Origin of the sequence: Paractinoplanes ovalisporus (genome assembly GCF_016834655.1) — a bacterium.
Taxonomy (GTDB): Bacteria; Actinomycetota; Actinomycetes; order Mycobacteriales; family Micromonosporaceae; genus Actinoplanes; species Actinoplanes ovalisporus.
The window spans coordinates 102,767-126,026 of the sequence record NZ_JAENHP010000009.1 but is presented as its reverse complement, the minus strand read 5'-3'; the positions used below and the strand labels follow the sequence as shown (position 1 = coordinate 126,026).

Below are 23,260 nucleotides of genomic sequence, written 5' to 3'. Positions count from 1 at the left end.
CGCCGTCTCGACATCTGTCTAATACGTCCGATCCGTGAAAGCACAATCACCCTGAGGAGTCATCGTTCGGCTCCCCAGGGTGATCGCGTGGCTACAGATCAGTAAGACGGCTGCGACGGGTCGATGGTGTTGACCCACGAGACGATGCCGCCCTGAAGGTGCACGGCGTCTTTGAAGCCGGCCGCCTTGATGGCCGCCAGCGCCTCGGCCGAGCGCACACCCGACTTGCAGTGCAGCACGATCTGACGGTCTTGCGGGAAGCGCGACAGCGCCTCGCCCGAGAGGATCTCGCCCTTGGGGATCAGGGTCGCACCCGGGATCCGGTTGATCTCCCACTCGGCCGGCTCGCGGACGTCGACCAGGAACAGGTCCTTGCCGGAGTCCTGCCAGTCCTTCAGCTCGCGGGCCGTGATGGTGGCGTTGAGCGTGGCCTCCTCGGCCTCGGCCGACACCGCGCCGCAGAAGTCCTCGTAGTCTTCCAGCAGGTCGGTGACGGTCGGGTTCTCGCCGCAGAGCGCGCAGTTCGGGTCCTTACGGACCTTGATCTTGCGGTATTCCATCTCGAGGGCGTCGTAGACCATCAGCCGGCCCACCAGCGGCTCACCGATGCCGGTCAGCAGCTTGATCGCCTCGTTGACCTGGATCGAGCCGATCGAGGCGCAGAGCACACCCAGGACGCCGCCCTCGGCGCAGCTCGGCACCATGCCGGGCGGCGGGGGTTCCGGGTAGAGGCAGCGGTAGCAGGGGCCGTGCTCCTCCCAGAAGACCGAGGCCTGGCCGTCGAAGCGGTAGATCGAACCCCAGACGTACGGCTTGCCGAGCAGCACCGCGGCGTCGTTGACCATGTAACGCGTCGCGAAGTTGTCGGTGCCGTCGACGATCAGGTCGTACTGGCTGAAGAGTTCCTTGACGTTGTCGCGGTCGAGCGCGGTGTTGTGGATGACCACGTTCACCAGCGGGTTGACCTCGGCGATGCTGGCCGCGGCGGACTCGGCCTTGGGCCGGTCGATGTCGGAGACGCCGTGGATGATCTGGCGCTGGAGGTTGGACTCGTCGACCGTGTCGAAGTCGACGATGCCCAGCGTGCCCACACCGGCGGCGGCGAGGTAGAGCAGCGCCGGCGAACCGAGGCCGCCCGCGCCGACGACCAGGACCTTCGAGTTCTTCAGCCGCTTCTGACCGTCCATCCCGACATCCGGGATGATCAGGTGCCGTGAATAGCGGCGGATCTCATCGACGGTCAGCTCTGCGGCCGGCTCGACGAGCGGGGGCAGTGCCACGTTAACTCCCCGGGTTGACGGTAAGGATCGGTCACCATTGTCACTCGCGACCGCGGTGAACTGCCATGACGTTGAACACCGGCCCGACATGCGGGACACGGGAATTTTTCCGCCCGTTCACAACCGCGGGCCGCTCAACATCTTCCCATTCCGGCGCGGCCACGCGTACGACTTGCAGCCGCGCAGCGTGAGGGTCTGCTGCACCATCACGGGGGCCGGTCCGCCCGCCCGCGGGCAGCCCTCGTGCCGGTGGCCCAGCTCGTGACCGACCTCGTGGTTGATCACATATTGCCGATAGGTCGCGAGGGAGACCTTGGCTTCCACGTACGGGGGTGCCGACAGCCGCCACCGGTCCAGGTTGATGATCGCCTTCCCGGTGGTCCGGCACGACGTGTACGGCCGTCCGCCGATCCGGATGTTGGTGCCGCCGCGCAGGCACATCTTGCCGGCGGTGTCCCGCGTGGCCAGGTAGACCGTGAAGTCGGCCGCGTCCGAGCCGCTGACCAGTTGCAGGCGCACCTGACCGCCGCCGGTCCAGCTGCGCGGGTCACCCAGCGTGTCCGCGACCGCGGTGGCGAACTCCTCCGGGTTCTCGTTGCTGCCCTTCTCGACGGCCACCCGGAAGCGCCGCAGCTCGCCCTTCGCGCCGAAGACCGGGCCGCGCGAGGTGGCGTACGAGAATTGGCCGGAACCGCGGGTGGGCACCGCGCCCGGCAGTTGCAGCGTGCTCGACGCCAGCGTGGCCTTCTCGGGCGCCCGCGAAGGCGTCTGTGCGGGCTTCTGTGAGGGCGTCGGTGACGGCGTGCTCTCCACGACCGGCGGCGCGGCGCTGGACGGCGACGGCACGACCGAGGCGACCGGAGCCGGGGCGGCGTTGCTCTGCTCGATGCGCCGGCCCACCGCGACACCGCCCGCGATGAGGATGACCACCGCGAAGGTGACAAGCCACCACTGGCGCCACCGGTCGCGACCGGAAGGCGGCGGGACAGCGGGCGGCGCCGTGACTTCGTCGATCATCGCTCGCCAGCGTCGCACACGCCGAGGAACGCTGTCTGCCCCAATGGATCTTGTGAGATCCGCGTCGCGGGTGGTTATCCCCCCACCGGGCTGCGGATGTCATCCAGGAGGCCGACCACCGCGCGGGCGACCAGCCGCGGCACCTCCATCTGCGCCACGTGACCGACGCCGGGCAGCATGAGCAGCCGGGAGTCCGGGATCGCGCGGGCCACCACGGCGGGCACCCGGGCGTCGACCAGCTTGTCGTTGAGGCCACCGACCACCAGCGTCGGCGCCTGCACCCGGGCCGCCAGCCGCCACTGCGAGTTCTCGCCCGGCAGATAGGCCCGCAGGAAGCTCGACACCAGCCCGCGCAGCGTGCCCAGATAGGCCTTCGGGTAATGCTCCACCGTGTAGCGCAGGCGGATCTCCTCCATCGCCTCGGCCCGGCGCTGCGGAGTGACCTTGCGCGTGTCACCGAAACAGGCGGCCAGCACCTGCTCGGCCATCTCCTCGGCGGTCAGGCGGGCGAAGGCCCATCCGAGCACCCGGTCGGCGCGGGGCAGAGCCAGAAGCGGAAGAGCACGAGCTTGCGCCGTACGCCGTACGTCGAGGAACGGCATGGCCGGCGAGACCAACGTGAGCGTACGGACGAGGTCGGGCCTCAGGGCGGCCACACGCACCGCGATCGAGCCGCCGAGCGAGTTGCCCACCAGGTGCACCGGGCCCCGCCCGTCGTGCTCCAGATAGGCGATCAGCGTGGCGGCGAACGCCGGGATCGAATAGCGCGGGCTGGGGTCGCTGTAACCGAAGCCGGGCAGGTCGACGGCCTGGCCCTCGAACCGGTCGGCGAGCAGGCCGGCGAAGTCGGTGAAGTTCTGGGAGGACCCACCGAGCCCGTGGACATAGACGGCGGGTTCGGCGTCGGGCCGGGTGGCCGGCGTGTCGCGGACGTGGAGCATCGCCCCGCCGATGGTGACCCGGCGGGCGGGCCAGGGTGCAGGTTGTTCACCCTCCGGCAGCAGCGCGCTGTCGGAGGCCAGGTTGGCGCCTCTCATCTGTTCAACAGTGCCTCAAGCCGGCGGTTCACCGCGGCCAGAGTGGCGCGCACCATGGCGTGCCGGTCGTCGCTGGTGACCACGGCCGAACCGGCCAGCTGCTCGACCCAGCCACCACAGGAGAGCAGCAGCACGACGACGGCGACCTGGGCGGCGCCGAACGGGACCGCGGCCGCGTGCTCGACGAAGCAGCGGGCCGCGCCGTCCGGGTGGTTGTCGGACTCGGCGAGAAGCTCGTCGACCGCGCCGGCCGTCGCCATCGCGCACAGGCGCAGCAGGTAGCCGTCGACCGCGGGCCCACTGGCCGTTCCGGACGCGGTGCGGCCGTCGACGCCGAGCCGGACCTCCACCGTGGCGTCCGAGCCGAACGTGTTGACGTACACGTTCTCGATGACGACGCGCGGGCCGGGGTGCTCGGTGGGATAGAGCGGGCGCGGGGGCGCGGAGACGCCGGTGGGCACGACCTCGGCCGATTCCTCGAGGTCGGGGACGAGCCGGGCCGCGGCGGCGTGCCGGTCGCGGGCCTCCCGTTCCCGGATCTCCCGCTCGTGGTTCTCGCGGTCACGTATCCCCTGCTCGCGGGCCTCGCGCTCACGGGCCTCACGCTCACGGGTCTCACGTTCCCGGGTCTCGCGCTCACGGGTCTCACGTTCCCGGGTCTCACGATCACGGGTCTCACGTTCCCGGGTCTCACGTTCCCGGGTCTCGCGATCACGGGTCTCGCGCTCCCGGGCTTCGCGCTCGCGGGCTTCGCGTTCGGGCGCGATGCTGTCGGCGAGCGGGGTCGATGAGGCGAGCGACGTCGTCGATGCCGGCGGCGCCGAGGCCGGGCGGACTCGCGGAACCAGCGCGGACGGCGAGACCGGGGCTGCGGCCGGCGGCGCCGAGGCGGGCGGTGGCACCTCGCCCGGCATGGCCGCGTCGAGACCCATCCGGTCCTGCAGGAGGCGGGCCACGCGCCGGCTCACCTCGGCCGGGTCGGCCCCCTCGGAAAGATCCAGCCGCAGGCTGTGGGCGCCGGTCGGGGTCGAACGCAGCGACGCGTCCCGCACCCCGTCGACGCCCCGCACGGCGGCCAGGATCGCCTGCACGTCGAAACCTTCCTGCCTCTCCTGCGCCGGCAGCGTGTCACCTCGTCGCAGGTGGGTGGCGATCCGGGCCAGCGCCGGGGTTTCGGCGGTGGCCTCCACCAGCGGCGGTTCCGGAACGCCCTTGGGCACGTCGGGCTGGGCCGGGACGCGCTGGGGCAGCCCCGCCGACTCGCTCGCACCGGGGATGCGGGCGGTCGTCTCGCCGAAACCCGAGTACGACGCCGGCTGCGACTCGTAGGCCGACGACTGCGGGTCGTACGGCGGGGGTGGCGCGACCGGTTCGTACGGGGCGGGCGGCTCGTAGGACAAGCGGCGCGGGAAGCTCGACGGGTCGTAGGCCGGGCGGGTCGGACCGGGCTCGTCGGAAGCCACGCGGGGCACGCCCTGCACGGGGGTGCCGCCGATCAGCGCGTGCCGGGCGGGGTCGGTCGTCTTGTGCTCGGCCGTGCCCCAGTCGGCACGGCGGCCGCCGCCGGGGGTGGAGGGGCGCACCAGCGGGAAGGCGGCGCGCTGCTGGGCGATCGGCGGCGGGACCACGCGCTCCTGGGCGACGTCGTCGAGGTCGCCCTCGTACGGGTAGGGCGGGGCGCTGTTGGGCGTCGGCACGTCGTAAGCGCGCAGCGACGTGGGGCGGCCGGGCGTGAGGTTGCCGCTGCCGATACCGGGTTCGCGGCGTTCACCGGTGCTTCCGGTTCCCAGGCCGGGCTCGCGGCGCTCCGCTGTGCCCCCGGTTCCCAGACCCGGCTCGCGACTTCCCAGGCCCGGCTCGCGGCGTTCTCCCGTGCTTCCTGTTCCCAGGCCGGGCTCGCGGCGCTCCGCTGTGCCCCCGGTTCCCAGACCCGGCTCGCGACTTCCCAGACCTGACTCGCGACTTCCCAAGGCCGGCTCGCGACCTCCCAGGCCCGACTCGCGACGCTCGCCCACGCCCAGGCTGGAAAGACCGGAGCCCGCCGTGCCCAGGCCCGGCAGACCGGAGCCAGTGCCCAGGCCCGGGTCGCGGCGGTCGCCTGTGCCCAGGCCGGGCTCGCGGGCGGTGGCCGGGGCGGGCTGCGCAGGCGGAGCGGGTGTGGTCTGGGGGCGCGGGGGCTCGGGACGCAAGGGCTCCAACCGGGACGGCTCGGGGCGGGATTGTTCCGGGGCGGGGGTCGACGGGCTCAGCAGTTCGGAGAAGCGCGACCTGTCCCACCGGGAGCCGGGCTCCACGGACGGGGGAATTTCGCCGCTCGGCTTCGCATCGACAAAACCGGGCGGGGCCGGCGCGGGAGCGGGCGCCGGAATGCTCGACGAGGGCTGAGCCGACACGGGAACCGCCGATGACGGAAATGCCGGATTACGCGGAAACGAGCGCGTCTCGCCGCCCGCACGACGCCAGGACGGCACGTCACTGTCGGTCTCGACACCTGTCCCCTGGTAAGACCAGGGGCTGTCCGAAGTCGCCCAGCCGTTCATCCGAGCGCGCTCACGCGAATCGGCACCGTTGCCGCCCTCCGCGGCTCCGGTGTCTCCGGAATGCCCTGATTCATCCACCGCGTGCTCCTCGCTCGCCCCCGCTGAGGCTACCGTGTGCTTGCAGTGGCGATAAGTTGCAGCGTTGCGACAATTGCTGCAGAGGAGCAACACGCGCCGATACGGGCAATCCGCTCCGGCAAACGGGGAACCGACCCCCTGGAGGTTCGAGGAACATGACCGCTGCGTCCGGCGGAGCTCAGACGGCCCGTCCCACCCGTCTGCCCCGCTCCGCGCGCCGCAAGCAGCTGCTGGCGGCGGCCCAGCAGGTCTTCGTCGCACACGGCTACCACGCCGCGGCGATGGACGACATCGCCGAGCGTGCCGGGGTCTCCAAGCCCGTGCTCTACCAGCACTTCCCGGGCAAGCTGGAGCTCTACCTGGCGCTGCTCGACACCCATTGCGACGCGATAATCGCCAAGGTCCGCGACGCCATGCTGGCCACCTCCGACAACAAGGAGCGGGTCAAGGGCGCCGTCCGTGCATATTTCGACTTCATGGACCACGAGAGCGAGGCGTTCCGTCTCGTCTTCGAGAGCGACCTGCGCAACGACCCGCAGGTGCGCCAGCGGGTCGAGCGGGTCGAACAGGGCTGCATCGCCGCCGTCACCGACACGATCATCTCGGACACCAACCTGCGCGACGACGCTGCCCAGTTGCTCGCGTCGGGCCTCGTGGGGGCGGCCGGGCAGTCCGCGCAGTACTGGCTGGCGAACGGCCGGCGTACGCCTAAAGCTGAAGCCGAAGCGCTCGTAGCTGCGCTTATCTGGCGTGGGATCGCCAGCTTCCCGCTCCAGGGCGGCGCATCCGGCGGAACACCGGCCGAAATCGGATAACCTTTTCGACGGTAAGAGCCACGAAAAGGGAGGGCCCCGTGGAGGTCAAGATCGGCGTGCAGCACACGCCCCGTGAGCTGGTGCTCGAGAGCGCGCAGACCCCGGCGGAGGTCGAGCAGGCCGTGGCCGAGGCGATGGCCAAGGACAGCGTGCTGTCGCTCACGGATGAGAAGGGCCGCAAGGTGATCATCCCGATCGCCAAGGTGGCGTATGTGGAGATCGCTGAGTCGAACGCCCGCCCGTTCGGTTTCACCGCCCGCTGAGATAGTTCTCGAATCGCCGAGGGCGCCCCCGTCGCGGGGGCGCCCTCGGCGTGCTTTCGGCCCCGGAATCCGCTTGTCTCGGCCCTGAGATCCGCTTGTCTCGGCCCTGAGATCCGCTTGTTACGGCTCCGGAGTCCGCGCCTTCGCGCTTCGGAGTGCGCGTGCTTTCGGGTCCGAAGTCCGCTCTGAGGTGCACGATCGTTCGGTCAGGTAGACTGGTCGCGTTGCCGTCGACGTCGATCTTCACCGATCCGCCGCGGCGACCCGCGCGTGCGGCCCGCTCTCCAGCGTGTGGCCCGCGCCCTATCCAGACCGCGCCCCAGACTTCAAACGGGCGCACCACGAGAGGCACCCGTAAAACTTCATGACCGACATCGAGAACACCAGCGAACCCGCTCTGGTACCAGTAACCAACCGTGCACCGGTCCGCCCGGACAGCCCCACCTTTGCCGAGCTGGGAGTCCGCGCCGAGACCGTCGAGGCGCTGGCCAAGGCCGGGATCACCCACGCCTTCGCCATCCAGGAATACGCGCTGCCGATCGCCCTGCGCGGCACCGACCTGATCGGCCAGGCGCCCACCGGCACCGGCAAGACGCTCGGCTTCGGCCTGCCCATCCTCGAGCGGGTCACCTCGCCCGGTGAGGGCGCCGACGGCCGTCCGCAGGCCCTGATCGTCGTCCCCACCCGTGAGCTCGGCCTCCAGGTGGCCCGCGACCTCGCCGCGGCGGGCAGCACCCGGGGCGTCCGCGTGCTCCCGATCTATGGCGGTGTGGCGTACGAACCGCAGGTCGACGCGCTCAAGAAGGGCGTCGAGATCCTGGTCGGCACCCCCGGCCGCCTGCTCGACCTGGCCAAGCAGAAGCAGCTCAAGCTCGACTCGATCCAGGCGCTCGTGCTCGACGAGGCCGACCGCATGCTCGACCTGGGCTTCCTCGACGACGTCGAGAAGATCCTCGCGATGATCCCCGAGCAGCGGCAGACCATGCTGTTCTCGGCGACCATGCCCGACCCGATCGTGGCCCTGTCCCGCCGCTTCCTGCGCCACCCGGTGACGATCCACGCCGGTCACACGGCCGACAGCGGCCCGTCGCCGCTCACCAAGCAGGTCGTCTACCGCACCCACCCGCTCAACAAGGTCGAGATGGTGGCGCGCATCCTGCAGGCCCGCGACCGCGGCCTCACGATGATCTTCACGCGCACCAAGCGGGCCGCCGACCGGCTCGCCGAAGACCTCGACTTCCGCGGTTTCGCGGTCGCGGCCGTGCACGGCGACCTCAACCAGGGCGCTCGCGAGCGGGCCCTCCGCGCGTTCCGCAGCGGCAAGATCGACGTGCTCGTCGCCACCGACGTCGCCGCCCGTGGCCTCGACGTCTCCGGCGTCACCCACGTGATCAACTACGACTGCCCGGAAGACCCCGAGACGTACACGCACCGCATCGGCCGCACCGGCCGCGCGGGGGCGACCGGCGTCGCGGTGACCTTCGTCGACTGGGAAGACATGCCGCGCTGGGTTCTCATCGACAAGTCGATGGGCCTGAACATGCCGCAGCCGCCGGAGACCTACCACACGAGCCCGGCGCTCTACAGCGACCTGGACATCCCGACCGACATCTCGGGCACCCTGCCCACCGCCGACCGCAGCCGGGCCGGCCTGGCCGCCGAGGTCGAGGAAGACCTGGGTGGCGGTCGCCGTCGCCGGGAGCCGGGTGGGCGTGGCGGCCGGGGCGGACGGTCGCGGGGCGGTTCCGACTCCCCCGCTCCTTCCAGCGGCGAGACCGAGCGGCCCGCGCGTCAGCGGCGCCGGCGGCGGGTCGAGTCCTCTCCCGCGTCCTCCTCGCCCTCCTCGCCCGACGAGGCTGTGACCAGCGGAGACTCGCCGACTGAGCCCGCGGGTGACACCGAGACAGAGCGACCCGCCCGTACGCGGTCCCGCCGTCGCGTGGCGTCGCCGGTGTTCTCCGACGGCAGCGACGCTCCGGCGGTTGACGCCGACTCGACTTCGGACCCCGACACCGCCGCCTCCGACCCGGCCGACGACTCCGGTGACGACCGCCCGCGTCGTCGCCGTCGCCGCGGGGGCCGGGGCAGCCGCGGGGCCGGTTCGGCCTCCTCGGGTGCGGGTTCGGACGAGGGTGCACCCGCCGACATGAGTGGTGGATCGGAAGCCGGCGTGGGCACGACCGCCTGACATACCCCGTACGGGGAAAGCCCCTCGGTCTTGATCTCAAGACTGGGGGGCTTTGTCGTGGATGGGGCCGTCAGCGGGCGGTCTCGTGGGTGACCGGTCCTCCCGAGGCCGACCCCTCGCGGCAGAACCCTCGCGGCCGACCTCTCGCGGCAGAACTCTCGTGGCCAGTTTTTCTCGCGGCCGGGCTTGCTAGTGGCGGGGCTCCTGGCCGAGGGCCTCGCACGCGTCGCGGTACATGCGGACGGCCTCGGCTCGCACCTGGCGGCGTTCGGTGAGCCGCTCGGAGAACGGGACGCGAACCGGCACCTCGATGCCGTCGACCACCGCCTTGAACTCCATCGCGTCGGCATCCATCCCCGACATGCGGGCCGCGGTCGCCGCCGACACGCCGCCCAGAGCCCGCACGATCAGCACGTTGTCGTCGGCGTGGTCGTCGTTCATGTGCCGGGCGATCTGCTCGACCACCTCGGGCGGAAACGGATCGGTCACGGTGTCTCCCGTCAGCCCCAGCGGCTCTGCAGTTCGTCGAGCATGGCGATGTTGAGCCGGTAGGCCTCGGTGACCTCGGCGATGAACTCGCCCTGCTCGGCCCGGGACCAGGGCACCGAGTCGAGCAGGCTGCGGTAGTGGGTCTTGAAGGCCATCGGGTCGACGCCGTTGAAGATGAAGAAGCGGTGGCCGTCGGTGCCGGGCAGGCCGTACGACTGGGCGATCGCCGGGCCGAGATATTGGCCGCCGGAGAGGTCGCCGATGTAACGCGTGTACTGGTGGGCGACAAAACCGGTGGCGGCGCGGTGGGCCACGTCGCGCAGGCGCGTGCAGTAGACGGTGGTGGCCGGCAACGCGAACAGGTGGTCGGCCCACCTCGGGCCGTACAGGAAACTCAGGTCGGCCTCGATCGAGGGGAGCCGGCGCAGCTCGGGGAAGAGGAACGTGCCGACGACCGGATCGTCGGCCATCGTGGTGGCCGCGGACTCGAGCGCCTCGTAGACGAACCAGTGCTGCGCGGTCAGATCGGCGTACGCCTCCCAGGGCAGTCGGCCGGCCGCCAGCGCGTCGAGAAATCCGCTGCGCTGGGCCGCATCGTGGTCACCGAATGTGTTTCGGCGCACACGAACGGAGAGCCGGTCGGCCCCCGGCGGATCGGCCATCAACGACATCGGCAAGGCACCTCGCTTCCCGGCCTATCAGCCTATCTATAGATCCACTTACCACCGACGGCGGTCCTCACGCCGCGTGTGCCCCCGCGTGGGCCGGGACTATACGCCGCGTTGGTTTCCGGCGGCGGCACGGCAGAATGGATGCATGCCACAACCGCTCGCTGAAGCCCTCGCCGAAGTTCGGGAACTGCTGCTGGGACCCGGATTGGTCCGTGCCGTGGGGGCCGGGCGCCGTCGCGGGTTCACTCCTTCGGTGACCAGGGCCGAGGTGCGGCCGGTGACGCTCAAGGGTGGGGCGCGACTGCAGATCGTGACGAACGACGGGGTTCGGCCCTATACCCGGAACGTCGCTTCCGGAGGGGAGGCGTCGGCGGCGGTGGATGAGCTGCTGGCCGAGCCGTTCGCGAACTGGCACGTGGAGACCGGTGCCGTGACGCTGCAACTCCGCGTAACCAAGAAGGGTGACGCTCAGGTGCACCGGGCGGCTGCTGCCCCCGCCGTTGTGCCGTCCGCCGCGCCCTCGTCCTCCCCTGTCGGCGCGTCTTCGTCTTCGTCCGCCGGTCGCGCGTCTTCTGGCGGCGCGTCCTCGTCCGCCGTCGGCGCGTCTCCGTCCGCTTTCGCCGCGTCTTCACCCTCGCTTGATCCCTCTTTGCCGGCGCTGGGCCATGATCGGCAGAAGCAGTGGCTGCTCGATCCGGGTGACCCGCTCTTCCGGGTGATCGGCGGCAACGCGGCCAAGCGACGCCAGATCGACGCCTTCCTGCGGGCGCTGGCCGCCACGCTGCCCAAGACGCTGCCGCCGACGCTGCGGGTGGTCGACCTGGGCTGCGGAAACGCATACCTGACGTTCGCCGCCTACCGCTACCTGGCCGGGCGGGGCGCGTCGGTGCGGGTCGTGGGGGTCGACGTCCGCGAGGACCAGCGCGTACGCAACACGGCCGTCGCCACCGAGCTGGGCTGCGCCGAAGAGGTGACGTTCGTCGCAGGCACGATCGAGGACGCCGAACTGCCCTTCGCCCCCGACCTGGTGCTCGCGCTGCACGCCTGCGACACCGCCACCGACCAGGCGCTGGCCCGCGCCGTGGAGTGGAAGGCCGAGTGGGTGCTGGCCGCGCCCTGCTGCCACCACGACATCGCGGCCCAGCTCAAGGGCCGTCCCGCCCCCGCCCCGTTCGGCGAGCTGACCCGCCACGCGATCATGCGGGAGCGTTTCGCCGACGTCCTGACCGACTCCTTGCGGGCCGCGCTGCTGCGCCTGAACGGTTACAAGGTCGAGGTCGTCGAGTTCATCGACTCGGCCCACACCCCACGCAACCTGCTGCTGCGCTCACGCCGCACAGCCACACCCCCCACCGAGGCCCAACGAGCCGACTACGAGGCTCTGACCTCGGAGTGGGGCGTGACGCCGGCTCTGGAGAAGATGCTGACCTAGCTGCTCGCGCCTAGCTGCTCGCGCCTAGCTGCTCGCGCAGCGCGAGACCCGCTGAGCCCGCATCTACGCGGGAAACCCACCCCCGCGCGCGCGACCCCTCGTCCACACGGCGGGCGCTCCCTCGCGCGGAACCCAGCCCCACTCGGAGACTGGCTCACACGGGAACCCCACCACCCACTTGGGAATTCGCACGCACGGAAGGCGCCCCTCACGCGAAACCCCACGCACGCAACTCGCGGTGCGGATTACTCGATGCGAGCGGTCCATGCGGCGGTGTGGACCTGGCCGGCCACCTGGAAGTCGAAGAACATGCGGTAGGTGCCGCTGCTGGGCGCCGTCAGCCAGAACTTCACCTTGCCGTCGACAAGGGTCGCCTCCGGGTGGACGTGCACGTAGGCGAGGTCGCCCTCACGCATCACGACCAGGTGGCCGAACGCGCCCAGGTAGGGGTCGAGCTTCGCGATCTTGCCGTCCGCACCGGTGACCGTCACCAGCAGGGGCTGGGTGGCCTGGGTGTTCGGCGTCCCCTCGTAGGAGACCGTGAACCCGCTCGGTTTGTCGGTCCGCCCCGGCGCGGGCAGGGCCTGCGGCGCGTAGTTGCCGGCCACGGTCAGATCCCCGCCGAGCGTGGTCGCAAGCTGCTGCCCACCGACGATCGCGGTGAAGTCGGCGATCATGCGATAGATCCCCGGCTCGGCCAGCGTGAGGTCGATCCCCCACGTGCCGTCCGCGCTCATGGTCGGGTGCAGATGCTGAAAACCGGTCAGATCCCTCCGTACGACGATGAGGTGCAGAGGCTTGTCGTGCACCACCGCGTACGTGGTGATCGGCGCCCCGCCCGCCCCCGCAACCCGGAAACTGAGTCGTTGCGCGCGCCCGGCCGTGAAGGTGGTCTGCTCCGGAACCAGCGTGAGCCCGCCCGAACTGAGCGACAACCCACCGACCGCGGCCCCCATGGGCATGGTGGTGCCGCTCTGCGTGGCCGCCCCCGCCGAGTCGTGCGAATGCGGCTGGCTCTCGTCCATGACCATGCCCGGCATGGCCGCACCACTGGAGGTCGCCCCCACCGGAGGCGCCGAAGCCGAGGCCGTCGAGTTGTTCAACCGCCCAAGCCCGTACCCCGCGAACAGAACAACAACGAGCACAGCCCCGAACGCAGCCAGCCGAAACCCGGCCTTGTCCCCCACCGGCGCTTCCGCCGCGGTCGTCAACTTCTCCGGGTCTTCCCCATCCACGCCCGCGTCGGCCGGCTGGGCGTGGTCGTCGCGGGGTGGCTCGTCAGGCATTCGCGAGCTCGTAGCCGGCCTCGTCCACCGCCGCGCGCACGGCTTCGTCCTCGAGCGGGGCCTCACTGGTCACGGTCACCGCACCCGACGCGAGATCAACCTGCACGGCGCCCACGCCCGGAAGCGCGGACAGCTCGCCGGTCACCGCTTGCACGCAGTGCCCGCAGGTCATGCCGGTCACGGTGTAGGTGCTGGTCACAGCCATGGCAGAAGCCTTTCAGGACGGTACTGGCAACGACGAACCGCAGGCGCGGCCACCGTCAGGAGCGAACAAGCCGGGCAATCGCGTCCGACGCCTCTTTGACCTTCGCGGTCGGATCCCCCGCACGCGCCGCGTCAACCACGCAGTGGGCCAGGTGATCCTCGAGCAGCCCGACCGCCACCGCCTGCAGCGCACTCTTGGCCGCCGAGATCTGCGTCAGAACGTCAATGCAGTACGTGTCCTCGTCGACCATCCGCTGAAGCCCGCGGATCTGCCCCTCAATACGCCGGAGGCGCCCAAGCAGAGCCGCCTTGTCCCCCGAATACCCATGCGGACCATGCTGCGGCGTCGACTCATCGGACATGTCGCCAGCATACCCCCTCCCCGTATATCGCCCACCCCCACCCACCACGCCCGCATCGAATACCACCCGGCGCTGCTCAAACGCGCCGCTGAGCGGCCGGTGCCCAAGCTGACCCTCCTACCAGCGGCTCGTTGTTGCACGGGGGACGCGCGGGGGTGGCTGGTCAGCCGGCGACTGCCAAGGCCAGCGGCAGCACCCCCTCGGCGCCGGCCTGGCGCAGGGCTCGGCCGGCCAGCGTCATGGTCCAGCCGGAGTCGACCAGGTCGTCGACCAGCAGGACCGGGCCGGAAAGGGCTGGCAGCTCGGCGGCCACGGCGGGCGGGACCGTGAACGCGTCGTGCAGCGCGCGAACCCTCTGGGCACTGTTGCCGCGGCCCTCGGCTTCGGCGCTGGGGGCGGCCTGGACCGTGCCGAGCAGGGGCAGGCGGCCGACCTGGGCGATGTGGGCGGCCAGTGTGCTGATCAGCTCGGGATGGCGGGTGGAGGAGACCGCCACGACCGCGGCGGGGCGCTGGGACCAGGCGTCGTCGCCGTGTGCCCAGTCTTTGAGGATCTCGACCACGGCGGCCGCGAGGTCGTCGGGGATCGGCGCGTCGGGTGTCTCGGGGGCGACGCGGCTGCGCAGGCCGGCGCCCCAACCGAGGTCGGAGAGACGGCCGACGGCACGGCCGGGCTCGGTCTGCTCGCCTGCGGGGATCTTGCCCTTGAGCGAGACCCCGACCGCGGCCAGGCCGGTCGGCCACATCTTCTTCGGGGCGACCACAACTCCCGGGTGGCCCAGGAAAGCGTCGGCCGCGGCCAGCGAGGCGGCCGACACCTCGGCGTCGAACAGCGGGCCGGCGCAGTTGTCGCATCGTCCGCACGGCTCGGCCTCGGGGTCGTCGAGGCACCGGCGCAGGAATTCCATGCGGCAGGCGGGGGTCGAAGCGTACTCAATCATGGTCTTCTGCTCGTCGGCCCGCGCCTCGGCGACGCGGCGCAACCGGGCGGCGTCGTACGTCCAGGGTTCGCCTGTGGAGAGCCAACCGCCGCGCGCCCGGCGGACCGCGCCGTCGACGTCGAGGACCTTCAGCATCATCTCGAGGCGGTTGCGGCGCAGGTCGACCATCGGTTCGAGGGCCTGGGTGGAGGTCGGGCGGTCGGGCCACAGGTTGGCCAGCACCGAACGCACCTGATCTTCCGGAGGGAAGGCCAGCGAGGCGAAATAGCGCCAGATCGCCGCGTCTTCCTTGCCGGGCAGCAGCACGACCTCGGCGTGCTCGACGGCACGGCCGGCCCGGCCGACCTGCTGGTAATACGCGATCGGGGAGGGTGGCGCGCCGAGGTGCACGACGAAGCCGAGGTCGGGCTTGTCGAACCCCATGCCGAGCGCGGATGTCGCCACCAGCGCCTTGATCTTGTTGTCGAGCAGGTCCTGTTCGGCGGCGCGGCGATCGGCGTCTTCGACCTGGCCCGTGTATGACGCCACGGCGAACCCTCGCGACCGCAGGAAGTCAGCGGTCTCGGTCGCCGCGGCGACGGTGAGCGTGTAGACGATGCCGGAGCCGGGCAACCGGTCGAGGTGGTCGGCCAGCCAGGCCAGCCGCTGCGCCGGGGTGGGCAGGTCGAGCACGGCCAGGCGCAGCGAGTCGCGGTCGAGCGGGCCGCGCAGCACCAGCGCGTCACCCAGCTGATCGGCCACGTCGGCGGTCACGCGGGCGTTGGCCGTCGCGGTGGTGGCGAGCACGGGCGTACGGCTGGGAAGGCCGGCCAGGAACGTGCGGAGGCGCCGATAGTCGGGGCGGAAATCGTGGCCCCAGTCGGAGACACAGTGTGCCTCGTCGACCACCAGAAGACCGGTCTCGGAGGCCAGGCCGGGCAGCACGTTGTCGCGGAAGTCGGGGTTGTTGAGCCGCTCGGGACTGATCAGCAGCACGTCGACCTCACCGGCGCGGATCTCGGCCTCGATCTCGGACCACTCGTCGAGATTGGCCGAGTTGATCGTGCGGGCGCGGATGCCGGCACGAGCGGCCGCGTCGACCTGGTTGCGCATGAGGGCGAGCAGCGGGGACACGATCACCGTGGGCCCGGCGGCCGCGCCCTCACGCAACAGGGCAGTGGCCACGAAATAGACCGCGGACTTGCCCCATCCCGTACGTTGCACGCACAGCACCCGCCGGCGGTCGACGGTGAGCGCCTCGATCGCACGCCACTGATCTTCACGGAGTTTGGCCTGGTCACCGGCGAGACGGCGCAACACCGCCTCGGCCCGCTCGCGCACGGCGGCACGATCGGCTGCGGAGGCGGGCCCGGCTGAGGTGGTTGTCGCTGGTGTCTCGGTCACCCGGCATGTCTATCAGCCCGGTCCGACAGAACTCGCGTTATCCACAGGCGGCTTCGTTGTCCACAGGCGGCGAAGAAAATCCGGCGGCGCGGGATCGGATCGGCTCAGAATCGGGCTCGCTCACGCACCCACGTCGAAGGAGCGAACCATGCGACCCCGTCCTTCTTTCCCGGCATCGCAACCACAAGGCCTCGACCTGATCCGCGACACCAATCGCGCCGCCCGGCGACGGCGGCGCCGGATCCGGGGCCGCCGCCGGCTCGGTGCGGCGCTGATGACTTCCGGCCTGTTCGACAGCGCCGGCAACCCGCTGCCGCTCGGGCCCGCCTGGTGGCGTGCGGGCGCTTCCGTCCGGCCGCCCGACCCGAAGCGTCGCCTGCGGCTGATCCAGCGGGACGACGACCACCCGGCCCCTCGCCTCGTCGAACCCGATGAGGACGCCTGCCCCGACCCTCGGCACGCCGAAACCGAGAAGGCCGGGCGGGCCGAGGCGGAGGACGGCGGCGGCCACGGTCCGCGGGGCGCGGCGACTGGGTCCCCGACACCCACGGGCAGGCGCGACGACAGGATCTCGGTGGTCTTGAATGCCTGGTCATTCCTTGACAACTTTTCTTGTCGGTGCCAGGCTCGGACCATGTCGAAGACGATTGCCGAGAAGCTGCTGATCAAGCCGAACTCCACGGTCTGGCTGTCGGACTCCACGCATCTGCCGATCCTGACGCCGATGCCGGACGGGGTCCGCGAGGCCGACATGCTGGCCACGGCGAGCACGGCGGTGCTCTTCGTCGAGGACGCGGCGAGCACGCGTAAACAGCTCGACGAGCACCGCGCCGACCTGGCGAAGCCGGGCGTGTTCTGGGTTGCCTACCCGAAGGGCAACAAGGCCGACATCAACCGGGACACGTTGTGGCCGATCGTCGCCGACTACGACATGCGCCCGTGCGGGCAGGTCGCGATCGACAACGAGTGGTCGGGCCTGCGCTTCCGGCCGAACCGCGAGGGTGAGGGCCGCTTCACGGGCGGCGCGAAGTAGAGGCAGCGGGACGGCCGAGGGCGACGCGATCGGAACGGCTGTCCAGCGCGGCCGAGACCGACGGCCGCGTGGCCGAAAAGATGCGCAGGCGAGGAACGACTGTCCGGCGCGGCCGAGACCGACGGCGCGTGGCGGTAGGGATGCGCAGGCGAGGAACAGGTGGCCGCGCGGGCGTCTCTGGTGGGAGGTGTCAGCGGCCCAGCACCGAGCCGCCGTTGACGTTGATGATCTGGCCGGTCACGTAGCGGCCGCCGGGGCCGGCCAGCCAGCGGACGGCCTCGGCGATGTCGTCGGGCTCGCCGGGGCGCTTGAGCAGGGTCAGGTCGACGCGGGCGCGATGGCCCTCGGGGGTCATCCGGTCGGCGAAGAACTCGCTGTCGGTGACGTAACCGGGGGCGATGACGTTGGCGGTGATGCCCTCCGTGCCCAGGTCGCTGGCCAGGTCGAGGACGTAACCGTGGAGGGCGGCTTTCGCGGCCGAGTACGGGCCGCCGCCCCCGCGCTGGGCGGCGATCGAGCTGGTCAGGACGATCCGGCCGCCGGGGCGGCGCATGGACGGCACCAGGGCGGTGGTCAGCAGGACGGCGGTGAGGACGTTCGAGTCGAAGTTGGCCCGCCACTGGGCGGCTACCTCGTCGAGTGTGGAACCGGAACCGGGCACGAAGGCGCCGGCGTTGTTGACCAGGACGTCGAGCGGGCGGTCGCCGATCGCGGCCACCACCGCGGCGACCTGGGCCGGGTCGGAGACGTCGGCGGTGACCGCGGACGCCTGCGGGCCGATCCAGGCGACCGCCTTGTCGAGCACTTCGGGGCGGCGGCCGACGATGATCACGTCGTAGCCCTCCCCGGCGAGCATGCCCGCCGTCGACCGGCCGATTCCGGTTCCGCCGCCGCTGACCACCGCAAGCCTCGACATGCCCCAACCCTATCGGCGACCGGGATCGTCTACGGCCGGGAGTGAGGGAGGCCGTCCCCGCTCGCGTCACGTTGCCCGACCCACCGGGAGCACCCACGGCCGGGAGCACGAAGGGCGGCACGTGACCCGAGCAACCAGAAGCACCCACGGCCGGGAGCACGAAGGGCGGCACGTGACCCGAGCAACCAGAAGCACCCACGGCCGGGAGCACGGGAGGCCAACCCCCGCGCTCCCGGTCGATGGGAGGGCGTCAGGTGGTTCCGGCTGGGGCGCGAAGTGTGGCGGAGCGGAGGGGACGCCAGGCCATGGCCGCCACCACGGTCATCGCTGCGGCGGCGGACCAATAGGTGGCCACCAGGCCGTATGCGGTGGCTACCGCGCCTCCGAGGAGGGAACCCAGGGCGGCGCCGCCCAGCTCCAGGAAGGAGTAGACGCTGGTGACCCGGCCGAACATGGTGGATGGGATGTCGCGCTGGCCGAGGGTGGTGACGACCACGCCCCAGACCGTGGTGTGGATGCCGAAGACGACGATCATCGTGGCCGCCGTGAACGGGCTCGTCGTGGAAGCCAGGGTGGCGTGCAAGGCCACCTCGATCAGCAAACCGACCCGCAGCAGCACGGACGCGCCGACCCGGCGAATCAGCGAAGGCGACAGCAGCGTGCCCAGGAGGCCGCCGACGGCGAAGGCAACCAGCAGCACGCCGTAGCCGACCTCGGTCAGGCCCAGGCGCTGTTCGGCGTAGAGCACGAAGACCGCGAACGCCGCGCAGAAGACCACGTTGCCGGCCGCCATCGTGAACGCCAGGCTGCGGAGCAGACGGTGCCGCATCAGCCACCGCACCCCGTCGGCGATCTCGGCCCGCAGGCCGGGCCGAGCGTCCCCATCCACGCCGGCCGAAACAGCACGACCCAAGACCGCATCATCGGCCGGACCCACGCCGTCGGGAGCGCCAGAACCAGGACCAGCGTCGGAAACACCAGAGCCAAGACCAGCGTCGGAAACACCAGAACCAAGACCAGCGGCGGGAACGCCAGAACCAGAACCGTCGGCGGGAGAGCCAGAACCAGGACCAGCGGCGGGAACGCCAGAACCAGAACCGTCGGCGGGAGAGCCAGAACCAGGACCAGCGGCGGGAACGCCAGAACCAAGGCCAGCGGCGGGGACGGCGGAAGACCGCGGGGAGACGGCTCGGATCATGGAGATCAGGGCCGCCGAAACGGCGAACGTCACGGCGTTGACCGCGAACGGCACCGCCCCCGCCACGACGAACAACCAACCGCCCAGCGGCTTGGCCGCGAACTGGTTGAGGACGTTGACATTGGCATACATGAGGGAATTCGCCCTGGGCCGCAGCGGCTCCGGCACGATCGCGGGAACGAAGGCCGCCGACGCCGTGTCGGCCAGGGTCTCACCGGTTCCGAGCAGGAAGAACACGGCCAGAATCAGCGGCACCGAGGCAAGACCGGCCGCCACCGCGACGGCGAGCACGGTCAGCGCGGCCACCCGCATCAGGTTGACCGTGACGACCAGGCGGCGCCGGTCCAGACGGTCCGCCCAGGCGCCGCTGACCAGGGCGAACAGCAACCATGGCAGCTGCTGGGCGAAGACCGCCCCGGCGACCGCGGCGGGATTCGAGGTGATCGAGGCGACCAGCAGGGGGCCGGCCACCATGGTGATGCCGTCGCCCAGGTTGGTGACGGCGGACGAGGTCCAGAGTTTCCAGAAGTCCGCACCCAGCGGTGCGGCGGAGAGGGCACGCAAAAGAACTCCTCGAGCGAGGGAAACAGTCGAAGGCGACTGCCCCGAGGCGAGGAGTGACGAGGGCTGAGGCCCTAACGTCCTCGCGTCGAGGCGAAGACCTTCACCGAGGTGCGTTGCATGCGAACCTCCAGAAACGGGAACGGGAACGGGAAACGGGCGCGGGAACCGGAAGCGGGATGCCGCCCAGGTTAGCGGGAATCCCGGCATCTGGGCACGAGCGTTACAGGTTTCCCCGGACGCCTCCGGGCGGCCCGTCCCTCGGGTCACAATCGGCACATGGGGCGGACGGAGCGAAACGGTCAGATCGGCTCGCTTCGTCTCGCCGGGCGCTACCGGCTCGTCGAGAAGCTGGGCACCGGCGGCATGTCCGAGGTCTGGCGCGGCTACGACGAGCGGCTCGGACGGTCGGTGGCGGTCAAGGTGCTCTCGCCACGCCTGGCCGACGACCAGATGTTCCGGGACCGCATGCGGCAGGAAGCGCTCGCCGCCGCGCGCCTCAGCCACCCCCACATCACGGGCATTTTCGACTTCGGCGAGTCCCCTCTCGACGAGCGATCCACCCTCCCGTACGTCGTCATGGAGCTCAACGACGGCGAATCGGTGGCCGCCCGGATCACCCGGCACGGGCCGCTGCCCTGGCGCCAGGCGGTCACCGTGGCCGTCGAGGTGGCGTCGGCGCTGGCCACGGCCCACGCCCGCGGGGTCGTGCACCGGGACGTCACCCCGGCCAACGTCATGCTCACCGGCGGCGGCGCCAAGGTGGTCGACTTCGGCATCTCGGCGATCGTCGGGCAGCGCGACGCCGCCCCGGACGGCAGCCTGCTCGGCACGCCCGCCTACCTCGCACCCGAGCGGCTCGGCGGCGCCCAGGTCTCGGCGACGGCCGACGTCTACGCGCTGGGGCTGCTGCTCTACCGCTCGCTCTGCGGCCGGCTCCCCTGGCCCGCCGAGACCACGTCCGAGGCGCTGCGCGCGCACCTGTACGCCGATCCGGAGCCATTGCCCACCATCGACGGCATGCCTCCGGCCGTCGCCGATCTGTGTCTGCGGTGCCTGACCAAGGATCCCGCCGACCGTCCCGGCGCGTCCGAGGTGGCCCGGGAACTGGCCGCCTTCGTCGGGGTGCAGCCGATCATCCCGCCGGTCGTCGAGCGGGCGCCCGACGCGCCGGAAGCGGTCCGGGGCGCCGCCTATCCGCCGTCGGTCGATCCGCGGCCCCGCCCCGGCGTGGGCCGGATCCTGCTCGCCTATCTCGGTCTGCCCGGCGGCGTGCCGGGCCCGCGGCCGGCCGCCCGCGCGCTGCGGCTGCGCGCCGGGCTGAGGATCGGGGCCGCGCTGCGGCTCGGCGGGGCGAAGCCGCTGGGTGGCGGGCTCTTCGTGGGCGGCCGGATCGGCGGCGACGCGCTCGGGTTCCTGCGCGGCCGGCACCGGGCGCAGACCGCCATGGTGACGCTGGCGGTGGTCGCCGCGGCCGGGGCCGGCTGGTCGCTGACCCGGAACACGCCGGACGTGCAGGAGGCCCAGGCGGCCGGTACGGGCGTGGTGGCCGCCGGGCCGAGCGACGACGCACGCTGTGCCGTGCGCTATCAGCTGCGACGCGACTCGGGCCGGGACTACGAGGCTCAGTTGACCGTGGCGACAACCGAGGAGCTGGCGCAGAGCTCGTGGCGGGTGCAGTTTCTCTATCCCGGCACCCAGAAGCTGACCGGATCATCCCGGGCGGTCACGCAGAAGGGTCGCAAGGTGACCGCGAAGGGTCACGGCGAGCTCAAGTCCTTCACCTTGCGTGGTGAATACCGCGACTACAACCCGTTGCCGTTGGCGTTCGCGGTCGACGGCGTGAAGTGCCGCGCCGAGGTGCTGGCCGCGCTGCCGGCAAGCCGCCACGACCGCTCCCGCCCCCCGCGCATCGGCACAGCGGCCGAGATCAGCGAGCACGGCGCGAGCGGCACAACAGCCAAGATCATCGAACGCGACACGAACAGCACGGCGGCCGAGATCAGCGAGCACGGCGCGAGCGGAAGTCAGCCGGCGAGCAGCTGGTCGACCGGAGCGTAGTCGTCGGTCAGGACCCGGGCGTCCCCGACGAAGTCGGTCAGCTCCTCCCCCGACAGCATCACCCCGACCTCCTCCACGGCCGCGATCCGCCGGGAGATCTCGGCCGTGGGCAGCGGACTGGCCGACGCCACGATGACGAAGTTCGCCCCCACCTCCCCGTCCAGCGCCTCCCGGCTGCTGATCACCGCGACGTGCGGAAACGCCGCCGCCACGGTCGCCAGCTCGGCCCGGATGAACCGCCCCGGCGGATAGTCGATCACGTTCTGCACGTAGATCCCGGACGGCCGGGTGACGCGGGCGATGTCCTGCGCCATCTCCCGCGTGGCCAGGTGCCACGGCACGATCAGATGGCCGAACGCGTCGCCGACCACGAAGTCGTACGACCCGGTCGGCTGCTCGGCCACCCCCACGCGCGCGTCCCCCACCCGTACGCGCAGATCAGGCCCCGTGGTCAGGCCGAGCTTCTCCCGGTCGAGGTCGACCAGCCCCCCGTCGAGCTCCAGCACCAGCTGATCACTGCCGGGCCGGGTCGCCCGCACGTAGTCGGGCATGGTGAACCCGCCCCCACCCAGGTGCAGCGCGTCGACCGGCCCGCTGGGCAGCACGTCGGCCACCGCGCCGATCCACTGGATGTAGGCGAACTCGAGGTGCCGCGGGTTGTTCAGGTCGACGTACGAATGCCGCGCCGAGTTCAGGATCAGGTCGCGCCCGCTCGGGTTGGCCGGGTCTTCCCGCACCTGGGCGCAGTGGTACGCCGTCTCCACGTCACACGGGTTGGGCGACGCCACCCCCAGCCCGGCCCCGACCAGCCCGATCGTCGCCAGCGCGGCCCGGGTGCGCGGCTTGCCCGGCAGCGGGGCCGTTCCCCCGCTGCGCCGCAGCCACCAGGCCAGGGCCGCGCCGGAGAGCGCCAGCGCGACCGCCAGCGAGATGACGATCCAGCTCGACGGCACCGCCGCCACGAAGATGAACCCGGTGGCCAGCGTGGCCGTGATCGCGCCGAGCGTGCCCATGCTGGACAGCCGCCCGACCACCGAACCGGTGCGGTTCAGGTCGCTGAGCTGCAGCTTGACCACCAGCGGGGTGACCGCCGAGAGGATGAACGCGGGCAGGAAGACGGCCAGGGCGGCGAGCAGCAGCACGGCCGGCGCGGCCCCACCCCGCAGCCACTCCCCGCCGAAGCGGACCAGCGGCAGTGTCACGGCCGTGCCGATCGCCCCGAGCAGCAGCGCCGGCACGAGCAACGCGCGCGGGTCGAACCGGTCGGCGAGGCGGCCACCGAGCCACGTGCCGTACGCGATGGCGGCCAGCGCGATGCCGATGACCGAGCTGCTGACCTGGAGGGTGACGCCCACATAGGGCCCGACCAGTCGCAGCGCGACGATCTCGAGGACGAGGACGGCGCCGCTGGATCCGAAGACCAGGGCGGTGGCGAGACCGGACGGCAGGGCGCGCGGCGGGTTGTCCATTCGCGCGATGCTATCCGGCCCGCCCTGAGAAACAGCT

19 protein-coding genes are annotated in these 23,260 nt (G+C 71.4%); 6 read left to right on the top strand and 13 right to left on the bottom strand.

Going from position 1 to position 23,260, the window contains the following annotated elements; genetic code table 11:
• Nucleotides 1-98 precede the first annotated feature (98 nt).
• The 4 genes from moeZ to JIG36_RS52220 all read right to left on the bottom strand — a co-directional run bounded on the left by moeZ (nucleotide 99) and on the right by JIG36_RS52220 (nucleotide 5,628).
• Complete coding sequence (moeZ, locus tag JIG36_RS26435; RefSeq protein WP_203379103.1) at nucleotides 99-1,280, bottom strand: adenylyltransferase/sulfurtransferase MoeZ; 1,182 nt, start codon at nucleotides 1,278-1,280, stop codon at nucleotides 99-101.
• A gap of 117 nt (nucleotides 1,281-1,397) precedes the next feature.
• Nucleotides 1,398-2,297, bottom strand: a complete 900-nt coding sequence (locus JIG36_RS26430; protein ID WP_203379102.1) for a DUF3152 domain-containing protein — start codon at nucleotides 2,295-2,297, stop codon at nucleotides 1,398-1,400.
• A 74-nt stretch (nucleotides 2,298-2,371) separates the two neighbouring features.
• Nucleotides 2,372-3,334, bottom strand: coding sequence for an alpha/beta fold hydrolase (locus JIG36_RS26425; protein ID WP_203379101.1), 963 nt, complete (start codon nucleotides 3,332-3,334; stop codon nucleotides 2,372-2,374).
• A complete protein-coding gene (locus JIG36_RS52220; protein ID WP_307872924.1) occupies nucleotides 3,331-5,628 on the bottom strand; it encodes a hypothetical protein in 2,298 nt (765 codons plus the stop codon). The genes JIG36_RS26425 and JIG36_RS52220 overlap by 4 nt, the downstream gene beginning before the upstream one ends.
• Nucleotides 5,629-6,107: 479 nt before the next feature.
• On the opposite strand from JIG36_RS52220, the gene JIG36_RS26405 reads away from it, so the two are divergent.
• The 3 genes from JIG36_RS26405 (at nucleotide 6,108) to JIG36_RS26395 (ending at nucleotide 9,218) form a co-directional block, all read left to right on the top strand.
• Entirely contained in the window at nucleotides 6,108-6,767 is a 660-nt protein-coding gene (locus JIG36_RS26405) for a TetR/AcrR family transcriptional regulator (protein ID WP_203379099.1), read from the top strand.
• Nucleotides 6,768-6,805: 38 nt separating this feature from the next.
• The gene (locus tag JIG36_RS26400) at nucleotides 6,806-7,030 is read left to right on the top strand and encodes a DUF3107 domain-containing protein (RefSeq protein WP_202993727.1); all 225 of its coding nucleotides are present in this window, start codon (nucleotides 6,806-6,808) and stop codon (nucleotides 7,028-7,030) included.
• A 364-nt stretch (nucleotides 7,031-7,394) separates the two neighbouring features.
• On the top strand, nucleotides 7,395-9,218 hold the full coding sequence (locus JIG36_RS26395) for a DEAD/DEAH box helicase (RefSeq protein WP_203379098.1): 1,824 nt from the start codon (nucleotides 7,395-7,397) through the stop codon (nucleotides 9,216-9,218).
• 189 nt (nucleotides 9,219-9,407) lie between these two features.
• On the opposite strand, the gene JIG36_RS26390 is transcribed toward JIG36_RS26395, so the two are convergent.
• Nucleotides 9,408-9,707 (bottom strand): DUF2470 domain-containing protein, encoded by a 300-nt coding sequence (locus JIG36_RS26390; RefSeq protein WP_307872923.1) that lies wholly within the window; start codon nucleotides 9,705-9,707, stop codon nucleotides 9,408-9,410.
• Nucleotides 9,708-9,718: 11 nt separating this feature from the next.
• Nucleotides 9,719-10,378, bottom strand: a complete 660-nt coding sequence (locus tag JIG36_RS26385; protein ID WP_203379097.1) for a biliverdin-producing heme oxygenase — start codon at nucleotides 10,376-10,378, stop codon at nucleotides 9,719-9,721.
• Nucleotides 10,379-10,523: 145 nt separating this feature from the next.
• Between JIG36_RS26385 and JIG36_RS26380 the strand changes: the two genes are divergently transcribed.
• Entirely contained in the window at nucleotides 10,524-11,810 is a 1,287-nt protein-coding gene (locus tag JIG36_RS26380) for a class I SAM-dependent methyltransferase (RefSeq protein WP_203379096.1), read from the top strand.
• 245 nt (nucleotides 11,811-12,055) lie between these two features.
• Here the strand turns inward: JIG36_RS26380 and JIG36_RS26375 are convergent, their stop codons facing one another.
• The 4 genes from JIG36_RS26375 to JIG36_RS26360 form a co-directional block, all read right to left on the bottom strand.
• Nucleotides 12,056-13,096 (bottom strand): DUF8832 domain-containing protein, encoded by a 1,041-nt coding sequence (locus JIG36_RS26375; protein ID WP_236048282.1) that lies wholly within the window; start codon nucleotides 13,094-13,096, stop codon nucleotides 12,056-12,058.
• Nucleotides 13,089-13,301, bottom strand: coding sequence for a heavy-metal-associated domain-containing protein (locus tag JIG36_RS26370; RefSeq protein WP_203379095.1), 213 nt, complete (start codon nucleotides 13,299-13,301; stop codon nucleotides 13,089-13,091). Before JIG36_RS26370 ends, JIG36_RS26375 begins: the two co-directional genes overlap by 8 nt.
• A gap of 55 nt (nucleotides 13,302-13,356) precedes the next feature.
• The gene (locus tag JIG36_RS26365; RefSeq protein WP_184953800.1) at nucleotides 13,357-13,662 is read right to left on the bottom strand and encodes a metal-sensitive transcriptional regulator; all 306 of its coding nucleotides are present in this window, start codon (nucleotides 13,660-13,662) and stop codon (nucleotides 13,357-13,359) included.
• Nucleotides 13,663-13,825: 163 nt separating this feature from the next.
• Nucleotides 13,826-15,985 carry a RecQ family ATP-dependent DNA helicase gene (locus JIG36_RS26360; protein WP_307872922.1) on the bottom strand — a complete coding sequence of 720 codons (2,160 nt, stop codon included), beginning with the start codon at nucleotides 15,983-15,985 and terminating at the stop codon, nucleotides 13,826-13,828.
• Between the two features lie 148 nt (nucleotides 15,986-16,133).
• On the opposite strand from JIG36_RS26360, the gene JIG36_RS52215 reads away from it, so the two are divergent.
• Nucleotides 16,134-17,018 carry a hypothetical protein gene (locus tag JIG36_RS52215; protein ID WP_236048281.1) on the top strand — a complete coding sequence of 295 codons (885 nt, stop codon included), beginning with the start codon at nucleotides 16,134-16,136 and terminating at the stop codon, nucleotides 17,016-17,018.
• 190 nt (nucleotides 17,019-17,208) lie between these two features.
• Here JIG36_RS52215 and JIG36_RS26350 read toward each other — a convergent pair whose 3' ends face one another.
• Nucleotides 17,209-17,934, bottom strand: coding sequence for an SDR family NAD(P)-dependent oxidoreductase (locus JIG36_RS26350; RefSeq protein WP_203379094.1), 726 nt, complete (start codon nucleotides 17,932-17,934; stop codon nucleotides 17,209-17,211).
• Nucleotides 17,935-18,184: 250 nt separating this feature from the next.
• Nucleotides 18,185-19,696, bottom strand: a complete 1,512-nt coding sequence (locus JIG36_RS26345; RefSeq protein ID WP_203379093.1) for an MFS transporter — start codon at nucleotides 19,694-19,696, stop codon at nucleotides 18,185-18,187.
• Between the two features lie 276 nt (nucleotides 19,697-19,972).
• Here JIG36_RS26345 and JIG36_RS26340 point away from each other — a divergent pair, with 276 nt between their 5' ends.
• Nucleotides 19,973-21,754, top strand: coding sequence for a serine/threonine-protein kinase (locus JIG36_RS26340; protein WP_203379092.1), 1,782 nt, complete (start codon nucleotides 19,973-19,975; stop codon nucleotides 21,752-21,754).
• Here the strand turns inward: JIG36_RS26340 and JIG36_RS26335 are convergent.
• Nucleotides 21,721-23,223: a fused MFS/spermidine synthase gene (locus JIG36_RS26335; RefSeq protein WP_203379091.1), complete on the bottom strand. Its 1,503-nt coding sequence runs from the start codon at nucleotides 23,221-23,223 to the stop codon at nucleotides 21,721-21,723. The genes JIG36_RS26340 and JIG36_RS26335 overlap by 34 nt on opposite strands.
• Nucleotides 23,224-23,260: the final 37 nt, after the last annotated feature.

Bases quoted from the DNA above. Each gene is read 5' to 3' on its own strand.
- JIG36_RS26365 (WP_184953800.1), bottom strand. From the start codon at position 13,662: ATGTCCGATGAGTCGACGCCGCAGCATGGTCCGCATGGGTATTCGGGG.
- JIG36_RS26350 (WP_203379094.1), bottom strand. From the start codon at position 17,934: ATGTCGAGGCTTGCGGTGGTCAGCGGCGGCGGAACCGGAATCGGCCGG.
- JIG36_RS26405 (WP_203379099.1), top strand. From the start codon at position 6,108: ATGACCGCTGCGTCCGGCGGAGCTCAGACGGCCCGTCCCACCCGTCTG.
- JIG36_RS26370 (WP_203379095.1), bottom strand. From the start codon at position 13,301: ATGGCTGTGACCAGCACCTACACCGTGACCGGCATGACCTGCGGGCAC.
- JIG36_RS26425 (WP_203379101.1), bottom strand. From the start codon at position 3,334: ATGAGAGGCGCCAACCTGGCCTCCGACAGCGCGCTGCTGCCGGAGGGT.
- JIG36_RS26395 (WP_203379098.1), top strand. From the start codon at position 7,395: ATGACCGACATCGAGAACACCAGCGAACCCGCTCTGGTACCAGTAACC.
- JIG36_RS26375 (WP_236048282.1), bottom strand. From the start codon at position 13,096: ATGCCTGACGAGCCACCCCGCGACGACCACGCCCAGCCGGCCGACGCG.
- JIG36_RS26335 (WP_203379091.1), bottom strand. From the start codon at position 23,223: ATGGACAACCCGCCGCGCGCCCTGCCGTCCGGTCTCGCCACCGCCCTG.
- JIG36_RS26430 (WP_203379102.1), bottom strand. From the start codon at position 2,297: ATGATCGACGAAGTCACGGCGCCGCCCGCTGTCCCGCCGCCTTCCGGT.
- JIG36_RS26340 (WP_203379092.1), top strand. From the start codon at position 19,973: ATGGGGCGGACGGAGCGAAACGGTCAGATCGGCTCGCTTCGTCTCGCC.
- JIG36_RS26385 (WP_203379097.1), bottom strand. From the start codon at position 10,378: ATGTCGTTGATGGCCGATCCGCCGGGGGCCGACCGGCTCTCCGTTCGT.
- JIG36_RS52215 (WP_236048281.1), top strand. From the start codon at position 16,134: ATGCGACCCCGTCCTTCTTTCCCGGCATCGCAACCACAAGGCCTCGAC.
- JIG36_RS26380 (WP_203379096.1), top strand. From the start codon at position 10,524: ATGCCACAACCGCTCGCTGAAGCCCTCGCCGAAGTTCGGGAACTGCTG.